Raw genomic sequence first — 13219 nt, 5'->3', positions numbered from 1 at the left:
CCCCCGCCTGTTGCCAAGGCCCCCGAGCCCGCGCCCGCACCCAAGGCCCCCGACATTGCCCTGGAGCGCGAGAAGAAGCTCAAGGAGCAGAAGGAACAAAAAGAGCGCGAGCTGGAGCAACAGCAGCAGAAGAAAAAAGAGCTCGAAGCCAGGCAGCGCGCCGAGGACGAAGCCGAGCGCAAGAAGGAACAGCAGAAGAAGCTGGCCGAGCAGAAGAAGCAGCAGGAAGCCGAGGCCAAGCAGGCCGAAGCCAAGAAGGCCGAGGCCGCCACGAAGCAGGCCGCCGCCGACCGTGCCGCAGCGCTCAAGCGCATGCAGGGCCTGGCCGGTGCGAGCGGCAGCGACGATTCGAAGGGCACGGCCCAACGCTCTTCGGGGCCTTCGAGTGGCTACGCCGGCCGCATCGCCGCTGCCGTGCGCCCGAACATCACCTTCCCCGATGCCGAAACCGTGAACGGCAACCCGGCGGCCGAGTTCGAAGTGAGCCTCGCGCCCGACGGCACCATCGTCGGCGTCAAGCTGAGCAAATCAAGCGGCCTGCCTGGCTGGGACGACGCGGCCGAGCGCGGCCTGCGCAAGACCGACAAGCTGCCGCGCGACACCGACGGGCGCATCTTCCCATCGCTGATCGTGTCACTGCGGCCCAAGCGCTGATTCCTGCCGGTTCCGGGCGATCTTCTCCAAGGCCACCCGGAACTCCTCGGTTACCGCACTGTCTACCCGCGCACAACAACAGCCGGGTCCACGCCCGCACAAGATGACCCCCAACGGCCGCATCCGCTACGGCAGCAGTCCGCTGCTCGCCAGCCCCACACCCGTGTGGCGCAGCAAGTTCATCGTGGCCAGCATCGCCTTCGGCTTCGTGCTGCTGGCAAGCCGGGCCGCCTACGTCCAGATCTTCAACAACGATTTCTTCCAGCACCAGGGCGAGGTGCGCTACCAGCGCACGCTGGAGCTGCCGGCCAACCGCGGCCGCATCCTCGACCGCAACGGACTGATCCTGGCCTCCGACATTCCGGCGCCCAGCATCTGGGCCATTCCCGAGGACATCGAGCGCGACGACCCCGAGGTGCAGGCCAAGCTCAGGCAGGCAGCAAAGCTGCTGGGCATGCCGCAGAAGGATTTCGACAAGAAGCTCGAGGACGAGGACAAGACCTTCGTCTGGATCAAGCGCCAGGTCGATCAACCGGTCGCCAAGGCGGTCGCCGCGCTCGACATCAAGGGCATCTACCTGCGCCGCGACTATCGCCGCCAGTACCCAGAAGGCGAGGCGGCGGCGCACCTGGCCGGCTTCACCAATGTGGAGGACATCGGGCAGGAAGGCGTGGAACTCGCGTTCAACCAGGAGCTGGCGGGCAAATCGGGCTCGCGCCACGTACTCAAGGACCGGCTCGGCCACATCGTCGAGGACACGGAGGACCAGGTGCCGCCGACCGACGGCCATGACATCCAGCTGAGCATCGACGACCGCGTGCAGTTCGTGGCCTACGAGAAGCTTCGCGACGCGGTCGTCGCCAACAAGGCCAGGGCGGGCAGCGTGGTGGTGGTCGATGCGCGCACGGGCGAGCTGCTGGCCATGGCCAACTACCCGAGCTACGACCCCAACGACCGCCGCAAACTCACGGGCGAACAGCTGCGCAACCGCGCGATGACCGACGTGTTCGAGCCCGGTTCGACGATGAAGCCGATCACCGTCGCCACCGCGCTGCAGTTGGGCCGCGTGACGCCCAAGACCATCATCGACACCAACCCGGGGCGCATCACCGTGTCGGGCGCGACCATCCACGACGACGAGAACTTCGGCGTGCTGACGGTCGAGGGCGTGATCCAGAAATCGAGCAACGTCGGTGCCACCAAGATCTCGCAGCGCATGACGGCGCAGGAGATGTGGAACTCGTTCACCGCCGTGGGCCTGGGCCAGAAGCCGCAGACGCCCTTCCCCGGCGCGGTCAGCGGGCGCCTGCGGCCCTGGAAGTCGTGGCGGCCGATCGAGCAGGCCACCATGTCGTATGGCTACGGCCTTTCGGCGTCGCTCTTCCAGATCGCGCATGCGTACACCGCGTTCGCGCACGGCGGCGAGGTCATTCCTGTGAGCCTCCTGAAAAGCACCGGCACCGAGCCGCCCGGCGTGCAGGTGTTCTCGCCGCAGGTGGCGAGCGAGGTGCGCCAGATGATGCACTTGGCGGCCGCGCCTGGCGGCACCGCGCCGCTGGCGCAGACCGAGGGCTACTCGGTCGGCGGCAAGACAGGCACCGCGCACAAGCAGGTCGGCAAGGGCTACGCGAGCAACAAGTACCGCGCCTGGTACACCGGCATGTCGCCCATCGACAAGCCACGCATCATCGTCGCGGTGATGATCGACGAACCCGGCGCGGGCAAATATTTCGGCGGGTTGGTTGCGGCGCCGGTGTTCAGCCAGATCGTGCAGCAGACGCTGCGCGTCATGAACGTGGTGCCGGACCTCGCGGTGGCGCCGATGGCGCACTGACGACGCGCCCTTCGCCCCCGCTCGGGCTCAGTCGTAAACGATCTGCGCCTTGCCGGCTTCAGCCTGCGCAGTCCAGCTGGCCAGCGCCGCATCGGTCGGGAAGAACTTGGCGCGCTCGCCCAGCTGCAGCTCGACCTGCGCACCGCCACGCGCCATCGAAAGCCGCACCGGCAGGCCCTGGATCAGGTCGCCGACCTCGGACTGCTCGGTGCGCGGCGGAAAGTCTTTCAGCAGGCGCGCGATGTCCGGTGCCTTGCCGTTCACCGCCACGCGCAGGAACTTGCCGAAGCGGCAGCGCGCGGTGGCCAGGTCCCACACCTGCTGCACCTGGAAGCGCGCCTCGAAACCGCCGCGCGCGGGCTGCAACCGGCCGCTGACGATGACCAGCTCGTCGTCCTTCAGCGTGTTGCGGTTGGCGTTGATGAGTGCCTCGTCGGCCGTGGCGTCGATCGAGTCCGACTTGTCGTCGAGCTTGAAGATCGCCAGCCGGCCGCGCTGGCCGTTGATCACGCGGAAGTCGCTCACGATGCCGGCAATGACCTGCTGGTCGCGGCTGTCGAGCAGGTCGCCGATCTCGCGCTTGCAAAAGCGCCGCACCTCGTGCGAGACCTCGTCGAACAGGTGGCCTGACAGGTAGAAGCCCACGGCCGTCTTCTCGAGCGTCAGCCGCTCCTTCACGCCCCAGGGCGTGGCGTCGACGAGGTCGGGCTCGGCGGTGGCCGAGCCGTGCTCCGCGTCGCCGAAGATGTCGACCTGCGCCGCATTGGCCGCCGTGGCGTTGGCGAATTCGAAGGCGCGATCGACCGAGGCGATCAGCGACGCGCGGTTCTGCTGGATCGCGTCGAACGCGCCGGCCTTGATGAGCGCCTCGACCGTGCGCTTGTTGATGCGCTGGCGGTCGATGCGCACGCAGAAGTCGAACAGGCTCTTGAACGGCCCCCCCTCTTCGCGCGCGCGCACCACGGCCTCGACCGCGAGCTGGCCCGTGCCCTTCACCGCGCCCAGGCCGTAGCGGATGATCTTGTTGGTGACCGGCTCGAAGCGGTAGTTGCCGCGGTTCACGTCCGGCGGCTCGAAGGTGATGCCGAAGTTCTTCTGGGCGTCCTCGAACAGCAGCTTGAGCTTGTCCGTGTCGTCCATTTCCACGGTCATATTCGCGCAGAAGAACTCGGCCGTGTAGTGGACCTTGAGCCAGCCCGTGTGGTACGCCAGCAGCGAGTAGGCGGCGGCGTGCGACTTGTTGAAGCCGTAGCCCGCGAACTTCTCCATCAAGTCGAAAATTTCATCGGCCTTGTCCTGGACGATGCCGTGCGTTGCCAGTGCGCCCGCGCGGAATTTCTCGCGGTGCTCGGCCATCTCCTCGAGCTTCTTCTTGCCCATCGCGCGGCGCAGCAGGTCGGCGCCGCCGAGCGAGTAGCCGCCCAGGATCTGCGCGGTCTGCATCACCTGCTCCTGGTAGACCATGATCCCATAGGTCTCCGACAGCATCTCGGCCACGGCCGGGTGCGGGTACTCCACCTCTTCGCGGCCGTGCTTGCGCGCCACGAAGCTGGGAATCAGGTCCATCGGGCCCGGACGGTACAGCGCGTTCAGCGCGATCAGGTCTTCGAGCCGTGTCGGCCGCGCGTCCTTCAGCATGCCCTGCATGCCGCGGCTTTCAAACTGGAACACGGCCTCGGTCTTGCCGTCGGAGAAGAGCCGGTAGGTGGCCGCGTCGTTCAGCGGGATGTTCTCGAACGCGAAGTTCTCCTGGCCCTTGTGGCGCTTCATGATGAACTCGCGCGCGATCTCCAGGATGGTGAGCGTCGCCAGTCCCAAGAAGTCGAACTTCACGAGGCCGATCGCTTCGACGTCGTCCTTGTCGTACTGGCTCACGGCCGATTCGCTGCCGGGCTGCTGGTAGAGCGGGCAGAAGTCGGTGAGCTTGCCCGGCGCGATGAGCACGCCGCCCGCGTGCATGCCGATGTTGCGGGTCATGCCTTCGAGCTTCTGCGCGAGCTCGACCAGCATCTTGACTTCTTCTTCCTTCTCGATGCGCTCCGCGAGCTGCGGCTCCATCTCGATGGCGTAGTTGTTCTTGTCGCCTTCGATCTTCTTCTCGGGCGGGTACTGCAGCGTGACCGACATGCCCGGCTTGTTCGGAATCAGCTTGCTGATGCCGTCGCAGAACATGTAGCTCATGTCGAGCACGCGGCCCACGTCGCGGATGGCCGCGCGCGCAGCCATGGTGCCGAAGGTGGCGATCTGGCTCACGGCGTTTCGGCCGTACTTGTCCTTCACGTAGTCGATCACGCGGTCGCGGTTGCCCTGGCAGAAGTCGATGTCGAAGTCGGGCATCGAGACGCGTTCGGGGTTCAGGAAACGTTCGAACAGCAGCTTGTATTCGAGCGGATCGAGGTCGGTGATCTTCAGTGCGTAGGCCACCAGCGAACCCGCACCCGAGCCCCGGCCGGGGCCCACCGGGCAACCGTTGTTCTTGGCCCACTGGATGAAGTCGCCCACGATCAGGAAGTAGCCCGGGAACCCCATGTTCAGGATCGTGTTGATCTCGAACTCCAGCCGCTCGACGTAGCGCGGGCGTTCGGCCTCGCGCCTGGCCTCGTCGGGAAAGAGATGCTTCAGGCGCTGCTCCAGCCCGTCGAACGATTCCTGGCGGAAGAAGTCGTCGATTGGCATGCGCACGCCTTCGCTGATGAAAGGCGTCGGGAAGTCCGGCAGCTGCGGCTTGCCCAGCACCAACGTCAGGTTGCAGCGCTTGGCGATCTCGACCGTGTTGGCCAGCGCGCTCGGCACGTCGGCGAACAGTGCCTGCATCTCGGCTGTCGACTTGAAGTACTGCTCTTCGGTGAACCGGCGCACCCGGCGCGGGTTGCCAAGAATTTCGCCTTCGGAAATGCACACGCGCGCCTCGTGCGCCTCGTAGTCTTCGCGGGCAGCGAACTGCACGGGGTGCGTGGCGACCACCGGCAGGTGCAGCCGGGCCGCCAGCTGCACCGCGGCGATCACGTGCGGTTCGTCTTCAGGCCGGCCCGCGCGCTGCAGCTCGATGTAGAAGCGATGCGGGAAGATGCCCGCCAGCCGCAGTGCCAGCTCGGCCGCGCGCTCGCCCTGCCCCTGCAGCAGCGGCTGCCCCAGCGGCCCGGCCTGGGCGCCGGAGAGTGCGATCAGCCCGCCCGCCAGCTCCTCGACCCATTCCATCTTGCAGGCCGCCTGCGACTGGCCCCGGCCCACGTTCTGCGTCCAGGCCCGCGCCAGCAGCTCGGACAGGTTCAGGTAGCCTTCCATGTTCTGCACCAGCAGCACGATGCGGGTGAGCACGCCGGGCTCCTTGCCCAGCCCTTCCACGAACACTTCCGCGCCGATGATGGGCTTGACGCCCTTGCCACGGCCCTGCTTGTAGAACTTGACCGCGCCGAACAGGTTGTTCAGGTCGGTGATGGCCAGCGCGGGCTGCTTGTCGGCAGCGGCGGCCTTGATGACTTCGTCGATTCGGTTGGTGCCGTCGACGACGGAAAACTCGGTGTGCAGGCGCAGGTGAACAAACATCCTTTCATTGTAGAAAGCGCCGCCTCCACGATGTGGGTTGGCAATCCCTGAAATCGCCGCCGGCCTGCCGGACAGAGGCCCCGAGCCCGGCGGGCACCGCGGCGACACCTAGAATCCCGCCCCGTGCAAGAGATTTTGAATATCGCGGCCTACAAGTTCGTGGCCATCGACGACAGCCCCGTGCTGCGCGAAGACCTGCGCGCCCGCGCGCAGGCCCTGGGACTCATGGGCACCATCCTGCTGGCACCCGAGGGCATCAACCTGTTCCTGGCCGGCCCCACCGACGGGGTGCGGGCTTTTCTGGCCCATTTGCGCGCCGATGCGCGCTTTGCCGACCTCGAGGCCAAGGAAAGTTGGTCCGCCGCGCAGCCCTTTCGCCGCATGCTGGTGAAGCTCAAGCGCGAGATCATCCGCATGGACCACCCGGCCATCCAGCCCGCCGCGGGCCGGGCGCCCGGCGTGGACGCCCCTACGCTCAAGCGCTGGCTCGACCAGGGCCATGACGACGAGGGCCGGGAGATCGCCCTGCTCGACACGCGCAATGCCTTCGAAGTCGATTACGGCAGCTTCGAAGGCGCCATCGACTGGCGCATCGGCAAGTTCACCGAGTTCCCGCCCGCCCTCAAGGCGCATCGCGAGGAGTTCAAGGGCAAGACGGTCGTGAGCTTCTGCACCGGCGGCATCCGCTGCGAGAAGGCCGCGATCCTGATGCGCGAGGAAGGCGTGGAACATGTGCTCCAGCTCGAAGGCGGCATCCTCAAGTACTTCGAGGAAGTCGGCAGCGCGCACTACCAGGGCGACTGCTTCGTGTTCGACGGCCGCGAGGCCCTGGCGCCCGACTTGAGCGCGCGCTCGGCCCGCGCCAGTGCCCGCGCATCCGAAGATCCGGACCTCGGCATCAAGAAGTAACAAGGGCGCCGGATGCGGATCCTCCTGGTGGAAGACGAACTGGACATGGCCTCGTGGTTGGTCCGCGCTTTGACCCAGAGCGGCTTCGTGGCCGACCATGCGCCCGATGCGCGCACCGCCGAGGGCTTCATGGCCGGCACCGAATACGACGCCATCGTGCTCGACCTGCGCCTGCCCGACAAGCACGGCCTGAGCGTGCTGGCCGACATGCGCAATGCCGACGACCGCACGCCGGTGCTGATCCTCACCGCGCAGGGTGCCTTGCAGGATCGCGTGCGCGGCCTGAACCTGGGTGCCGACGACTTTCTCACCAAGCCTTTCGAGCTGGCCGAACTCGAAGCGCGCCTGTCGGCCCTGGTGCGCCGCAGCCGCGGCAAGCAGCACCCGCGCCTGCAGTGCGCCTCGCTGTCGTACGACAGCCAGAGCCACGCCTTCACGCTGCGCGGCGCGCTGCTGTCGCTCACGCCGCGCGAACAGGCCGCGCTCACCGCCCTGCTGATGCGCAGCGGCGCGCCGGTCGGCAAGTCGCAGCTCTTTGCCAAGGTGTTCACCAACGACAGCACCGCCGGCCCCGACGCCATCGAGGTGGTGCTGCACCGGCTGCGGCGCAAGCTCGCGGACAGCGACGTGCGCATCGTCACCGTGCGTGGCCTGGGCTACATGCTGGAGAGCATTGCCGATGGATCCTCTGCCCCAGCGGCCCACCCCGAGCTTCCCCGCGAAGACGACTGAGCCGGTGCCGCAGCAAGCGCAGCGCTTCGGCATCCGCGCGCGGCTGCTCGCGCTGCTGCTGCCCGGCATCGTCGCGCTGCTGGCGCTCGACAGCTGGAGCGACTATCAGGCGCTGACCGATTCGCTGGTGGTCGCCTACGACCAGAGCCTGCTCGAACCCGTGCAGGCGCTGGCCAACGGCATCGTGGTGGCCGGCGACGGCAGCGTGCGCGTGCAGGAGCCGTTCTCGATCCAGGCAATGTTCGAGTCCACGCACCTGCGCTACAAGTACCTGCACGTCGGCGTGCAGCGCATTCCCAAGGGCGAGACGCTGGACGAGAACTCGCCCGAGACCACGCTGATGGGCGTGCCTGGCCTGCCCCGCCCGCCGCAGCGTCCGACCGACGGCACGCCGGTCTTCTACGACGCCATGCACGAGCAGCATCCGGTGCGCGTGGCTGCGCTGCGGCAGACGGTGTACGACGACGTCCACCCCGGCGTTGCCTATAGCGTGCTGATCCAGGCAGCCGAGGGCATCGGCCCGCGCACCGAGGCCCAGGCCGAGACACTGCGCCAGGAACTGCTGCGCGACACGCGCATGGTGCTGGTGATGGCGCTGCTGGTGTGGCTCGGCGTGGCCTGGTCGCTGCGCCCGCTGGAGCGCCTGCGCCGCTCGCTGCGCGAACGCTCGCGCGACGACCTGAAGCCGCTCGACGCCAGCGGCGTGCCGCAGGAAGTCGTGCCGCTGGTCGACGCGGTGAACCACCACATCGCGGGCCATCGGCGCATGGTGGCCGAGCAATCGCAGTTCCTGGCCGATGCCTCGCACCAGTTGCGCACGCCGCTGAGCATCCTGTCGATCCAGGCGGGCTACGCGGTGCGCGAGACCGATCCGGCGCGCATGCGCGAGTCGCTGCACGCCATCGTCGCGCAGCTCGCGCGCACGCGCCGCCTGAGCGAACAGTTGCTGGCACTGGCCCACGCCACCGCCGAAGACGAGACCGCCCCGGCCGAGCCCGCGGTGGCCGACCTCAACGCCATAGCGCGCGCCGTGGTGCTGCAGTACCTGCCGCTGGCGCGCGAGAACGACCAGGACCTGGGCTGGGTCGATGCGCGCGGCGACACTGCGAACGGCGTGGCGGACATCGACGGTACCGACGAGGCCGGCGAGGAAAACGACCCGCCCGTGCTGCCCGTCGCGGCCAACGCCGCAGAGTTGCACGAGGCGCTCGCCAACCTCGTGCACAACGCCATCAAGTACACGCCGCGCGGCGGCAACATCACCGTGACCGTGCGGCGCGAGGCTTCGTACGCCCTGGCCGAGGTGTGCGACAGCGGACCGGGCATTGCGCCCGAACGGCGCGAGCAGGTGTTCGAGCGTTTCCATCGCGCCCCTTCCGCAGGCGCCGATGCTGCGCACGGCGCGGGCCTTGGCCTGACCATTGCGCGCAGCTATGCGCGGCGCAACGGCGGCGAGATCGAACTCGACAATGCCGACATGCCGGAGAGCGCCAACGGCGGCGGACTGCGCGCCATCCTGAGGCTGCCGCTGTGCGCCTTCTGAGGTCCTTTTTGCAAGGGTTTCACCGCATATGCCGATACGTGAATACACGTATTTTGCGGGCCACCGGGCCGTTTGGACGTGATCCGAAAGGCGATTGAAAGTCTCGATTCCTAGACTCCGCTCCTTCCAAACGAAGGAGTCTCAATGCATCACCAGCTCGGTGAAGATCCGGCCTCGCACGCGCCCCGGCCCGCTTCAAAATTCAAAAAAGATTACTACGGCGGCGCCCTGCTGATCGTCATCGGACTGGCCGCGGTATACGCCGGCATCGGCTACCGCGTGGGCGAGCTGGCGCACATGGGACCGGGCTTCTTTCCGGTTGCGCTCGGCGGGTTGCTGGCGCTCACCGGCCTGCTCATTGCCATCTCGGCGCGCGCCGAGAAGCCCGCGAGCGGCGCCAGTGAAGAGGCTGCGTCGCACGGCCATCCGGGCGGCATGCCCGACATGCGCGGTTGCATCTGCATCATCCTCGGCATCCTCGCGTTCCTGCTGTTCGGCGAGTACGGCGGCCTCCTGCCAGCCACCTTCGCGATCGTGTTCATCTCGGCGCTCGGCGACCGCGACAACACGCTGACCGAAGCCTTGCTGCTCTCGCTCGCGATGTCGTTCATCGCGGTGGTCGTCTTCTGGTGGGCGCTGAAGCTGCAGCTGCCCCTGTTCCAATGGGGAGGCTGAGATCATGATCGGTCAATCGCTTCACGACCTCTGGTTCGGCTTCGGCGTTGCGTTCCAGGGCTCCAACCTGCTGTGGTCGTTCTTCGGCGTGCTGGTGGGCAACCTGATCGGTGTGCTGCCGGGCATGGGCGCGCTGCAGGCCATCTCGATCCTGCTGCCACTCACCTACGCGATGCATCCGGTGCCCGCCATCCTGATGCTGGCCGGCATCTTCTACGGCTCGCAGTACGGCGGCGCCATCGGTGCCATCCTGATGAACATGCCGTCGCACCCGCCGCACGCGGTGACCTGTCTCGACGGATACCCGATGACCAAGCAGGGCAAGGGGGGCGTCGCGCTCGGGGTGACGATGATCGCCTCGTTCTTCGCGGCGTCCGTCGGCATCATCGTGATGATCTTCGCCTCGCCGCTGCTGGTGCAAATCGCGTTCAAGTTCGGCCCGACCGAGATCTTCTCGATCATGCTGCTGGGCCTGCTCGCCGGCTCCACCATGTCCCGCGGCTCGCCGCTCAAGGGCGTGGCGATGACGCTGTTCGGCCTGCTGTGCGGCGTGGTCGGCACCGACGTGAACAGCGGCAGCTTCCGCTTCGCGTTCGGCCTGCCCGAACTGAGCGACGGCCTCGAACTCGTGGCGATCTCGATGGGCCTGTTCGGCGTGGCCGACTTCCTGCTCAACGTGAACCGCATGAAGGCCATCGGCGACACCGGTACGCTCAAGCTCAGCGACATGCGCCCGAGCAAGGAAGAACTCAAGCGCGCCTTCCCCGCCATGCTGCGCGGCACGCTGGTGGGCACGGTGTTCGGCGCAATGCCCGGCACGGGCCCGACCATCACCACCTTCATCGCCTATGCGCTGGAGCGCAAGGTGTCGAAGACGCCGAACAAGTTCGGCACCGGCATGATCGAAGGCGTGGCCGGCCCCGAGGCCTCTGCCCACTCGAAGACGCAGGTCGACTTCATCCCGACGATGAGCCTGGGCATTCCGGGCGACGCGGTGATGGCGCTGATCCTGGGTGCGCTGCTGATCCAGGGCATTCAGCCCGGCCCGCAGCTCATCACCGAGCATCCGGACATCTTCTGGGGCCTGATCGCCTCGTTCTGGATCGGCAACGTGATCCTCGTGATCCTGAACGTGCCGATGATCGGCGTGTGGGTGAAGCTGCTGAAGGTGCCCTACAAGTACCTGTTCCCGGCCGCGATGTTCTTCATTGCGACGGGCGTGTACAGCACGCAGAACAGCCTGTTCCAGATCTGGGAAGTGCTGGTGTTCGGCATCGTCGGCGCCGTGCTGATGACGCTCGAATTCTCGGTCGCGCCGATCCTGCTGGGCTTCGTGCTCGGGCCAATGGTGGAAGAGAACTTCCGCCGCGCACTGCTGCTCTCGCGCGGCGACATGTCGGTGTTCGTGACGCGTCCGATCAGCGGCACTTTCATCGGCCTGTGCGCGCTGCTGCTGGCGGGCGTGGGCTACTCGGCGTGGCGCGCTCGTGGCGGCCGCAAGGCCATGGTCGAGCTGCCGAAGGCGCCGGAAGGCTCGCCACCGGCCGAGGCGGTGTCCCTCAGCGGCGAATGACCCGCGCGCTTCGCCAATGCAGAGGGCTCGTTGAACGGGCCCTTTTTCATGGCACTTGTTGATCGAGCAAAACAACGCCTGCGCACGCGCCCCCGGACAACGGGCACTCGAGATCAGACCGGCGTAGTGCCCACATCAGGCTCGCGCACGCCAAAAGGCTTGCCGGGCAGCGGAATGAACTCGGTCTCGCCGGGCACATGGCCCATGCGCTGGGCGGCCCAGTCGGAGCCGGCTTCGAGGATGCGCTCGCGCCGACTGGAGACGAAGTTCCAGGTGATGTAGCGCGGACCGTCGAGCGGTCCGCCACCGATCACCATCAGGCGCGCGGCGGTGTCGGAAGCCAGCACCGCGCCCTGGCCGTCGGGCAGCACGGCCATGGTGTGCACGGAAACAGGCTCGCCGTTCACGCTGACATCGGCATCGACCGCATAGATGGCCAGCTCGGGCGCCAGCGCGGGCAGCACGAAGCGCCCGCCTGCCGGCAGCGCGATGTCGAGGTACACGGTCTGCGACAGCGTCTTGACCGGCGAACGCGCACCGAAGGCCTCGCCCACCAGCACGCGCACGCCGGCGTCCTGCTCTTTCAACTCGGGAATCGCGTCGGCCGGCGTGTGCTCGAAGCTGGGCTCGATCTCTTCATGCGCCTGCGGCAATGCTGCCCACAGTTGCAGACCGTGGTTCACGTAGGTGTCGGCCTTGAGGCGCTCGGGCTTGCGCTCGGAGTGCACGATGCCGCGCCCCGCGGTCATCCAGTTGATGGCGCCGGGCAGGATCTCCTGCACGCTGCCGAGGCTGTCGCGATGCATCATCGCGCCCTTGAAGAGATACGTGACCGTCGAGAGGCCGATGTGCGGATGCGGCCGCACGTCGTGCTCCGTGCCCGGCTGCTCTGTGGCCGGGCCGAAATGGTCGAAGAACACAAACGGGCCGACCGATCGGCGCTGCGCCGCGGGCAGCAGGCGCCGCACCTTGAAGCCACCGCCGAGGTCCTTGTCGTGCGGGTTGAGCAATTGGGTCTCGGGGTTGGTGTCGGCCATCGTGTTCTCCGTGGGGTTGCCGGTTATTCGCGCGATCTTGCCACTGTGCCGATGCGCTCGCCGAACGCGCGGGCGGTGTCGAAGTCGCCTTTCGGCATTTCGGCCGGGCTGGCGTCGGACGGCGACTGCGTCAGCAGGCCGCCGTAGCCGCCCACGTAGTTCATCGAGTCGCGCGTGGCGGCCTTGCTGTTGGCCGGCAGGATGCCCATGCTGACCCAGATGCCGCCGTGCTGCATCGCGAGCGTCCAGAGGTAGGTCATGGTGGTGACCTTGTCGCCGTTCATGGTCGCGCTGTTGGTGAAGCCGGCGAAGAGCTTGTCCTTCCAGCCCTGCGTGTACCAGACCTTCGACGACGCGTCGGCGAATTTCTTGAACTGCCAGCTCACGCCGCCCATGTAGGTTGGCGAGCCGAAGATGATCGCGTCGGCCGCGGCGAGCAGTTCCCAGCCGCCTTCGGGCAGGTTGCCGTCCGCGTCGATGGCGAGCAATTGGGCGTCAGCGCCATCGGCCACGGCTTGCGCCACGCGCTGGGTGTGGCCGTAGCCGGAATGGAAGACGACGACGATGTTTGCCATGGGATGTTTTCTCCAGTGACTGTGGGTTGTTCGGGGTACTTTTGTTCGGGGTGCGTGCACAGGACACCGGGTACTCCCCTCCGCGAATGTCCCCCGCCTTCGGCTCCTCCTTTATTTCGCTGCGGGGAGCACCCGGTGCCC

Annotated in this window: 10 protein-coding genes; 7 read left to right on the top strand and 3 right to left on the bottom strand. The window is 67.1% G+C overall.

What is annotated here, in order from left to right:
* On the top strand, positions 1 to 654 hold a 654-nt coding region (locus ACCD11_RS27810; RefSeq protein ID WP_413316302.1), incomplete at its 5' end, for an energy transducer TonB.
* Between the two features lie 103 nt (positions 655 to 757).
* Positions 758 to 2488, top strand: a complete 1731-nt coding sequence (locus ACCD11_RS27805) for a peptidoglycan D,D-transpeptidase FtsI family protein (RefSeq protein WP_413316300.1) — start codon at positions 758 to 760, stop codon at positions 2486 to 2488.
* A 27-nt stretch (positions 2489 to 2515) separates the two neighbouring features.
* On the opposite strand, the gene dnaE is transcribed toward ACCD11_RS27805, so the two are convergent.
* Positions 2516 to 6034, bottom strand: a complete 3519-nt coding sequence (dnaE, locus tag ACCD11_RS27800; protein ID WP_007837965.1) for a DNA polymerase III subunit alpha — start codon at positions 6032 to 6034, stop codon at positions 2516 to 2518.
* Between the two features lie 123 nt (positions 6035 to 6157).
* Here dnaE and ACCD11_RS27795 point away from each other — a divergent pair, with 123 nt between their 5' ends.
* The 5 genes from ACCD11_RS27795 to ACCD11_RS27775 all read left to right on the top strand — a co-directional run bounded on the left by ACCD11_RS27795 (position 6158) and on the right by ACCD11_RS27775 (position 11466).
* Complete coding sequence (locus ACCD11_RS27795) at positions 6158 to 6943, top strand: sulfurtransferase (protein ID WP_042674241.1); 786 nt, start codon at positions 6158 to 6160, stop codon at positions 6941 to 6943.
* 12 nt (positions 6944 to 6955) lie between these two features.
* On the top strand, positions 6956 to 7675 hold the full coding sequence (locus ACCD11_RS27790) for a response regulator (protein ID WP_413316297.1): 720 nt from the start codon (positions 6956 to 6958) through the stop codon (positions 7673 to 7675).
* Complete coding sequence (locus ACCD11_RS27785) at positions 7623 to 9218, top strand: sensor histidine kinase (RefSeq protein ID WP_413316295.1); 1596 nt, start codon at positions 7623 to 7625, stop codon at positions 9216 to 9218. The genes ACCD11_RS27790 and ACCD11_RS27785 overlap by 53 nt, the downstream gene beginning before the upstream one ends.
* Positions 9219 to 9362: 144 nt before the next feature.
* Positions 9363 to 9893, top strand: a complete 531-nt coding sequence (locus ACCD11_RS27780; RefSeq protein ID WP_413316294.1) for a tripartite tricarboxylate transporter TctB family protein — start codon at positions 9363 to 9365, stop codon at positions 9891 to 9893.
* A 4-nt stretch (positions 9894 to 9897) separates the two neighbouring features.
* Positions 9898 to 11466 carry a tripartite tricarboxylate transporter permease gene (locus ACCD11_RS27775; protein ID WP_007837948.1) on the top strand — a complete coding sequence of 523 codons (1569 nt, stop codon included), beginning with the start codon at positions 9898 to 9900 and terminating at the stop codon, positions 11464 to 11466.
* Positions 11467 to 11579: 113 nt separating this feature from the next.
* Here the strand turns inward: ACCD11_RS27775 and ACCD11_RS27770 are convergent, their stop codons facing one another.
* Positions 11580 to 12503, bottom strand: a complete 924-nt coding sequence (locus ACCD11_RS27770; RefSeq protein WP_413316292.1) for a pirin family protein — start codon at positions 12501 to 12503, stop codon at positions 11580 to 11582.
* Positions 12504 to 12526: 23 nt separating this feature from the next.
* Positions 12527 to 13078: a flavodoxin family protein gene (locus ACCD11_RS27765; RefSeq protein WP_007837945.1), complete on the bottom strand. Its 552-nt coding sequence runs from the start codon at positions 13076 to 13078 to the stop codon at positions 12527 to 12529.
* Positions 13079 to 13219: the final 141 nt, after the last annotated feature.

This window comes from Variovorax sp. Varisp36 (assembly GCF_047304235.1).
Classification (GTDB): Bacteria; Pseudomonadota; Gammaproteobacteria; order Burkholderiales; family Burkholderiaceae_C; genus Variovorax.
This window is presented reverse-complemented; position numbering and strand designations above follow the sequence as displayed.

Excerpts from the sequence above, each read along its gene's own strand:
- ACCD11_RS27805 (WP_413316300.1), top strand. The coding sequence starts at position 758 with ATGACCCCCAACGGCCGCATCCGCTACGGCAGCAGTCCGCTGCTCGCC.
- ACCD11_RS27790 (WP_413316297.1), top strand. The coding sequence starts at position 6,956 with ATGCGGATCCTCCTGGTGGAAGACGAACTGGACATGGCCTCGTGGTTG.
- dnaE (WP_007837965.1), bottom strand. The coding sequence starts at position 6,034 with ATGTTTGTTCACCTGCGCCTGCACACCGAGTTTTCCGTCGTCGACGGC.
- ACCD11_RS27785 (WP_413316295.1), top strand. The coding sequence starts at position 7,623 with ATGGATCCTCTGCCCCAGCGGCCCACCCCGAGCTTCCCCGCGAAGACG.
- ACCD11_RS27765 (WP_007837945.1), bottom strand. The coding sequence starts at position 13,078 with ATGGCAAACATCGTCGTCGTCTTCCATTCCGGCTACGGCCACACCCAG.
- ACCD11_RS27775 (WP_007837948.1), top strand. The coding sequence starts at position 9,898 with ATGATCGGTCAATCGCTTCACGACCTCTGGTTCGGCTTCGGCGTTGCG.
- ACCD11_RS27770 (WP_413316292.1), bottom strand. The coding sequence starts at position 12,503 with ATGGCCGACACCAACCCCGAGACCCAATTGCTCAACCCGCACGACAAG.
- ACCD11_RS27780 (WP_413316294.1), top strand. The coding sequence starts at position 9,363 with ATGCATCACCAGCTCGGTGAAGATCCGGCCTCGCACGCGCCCCGGCCC.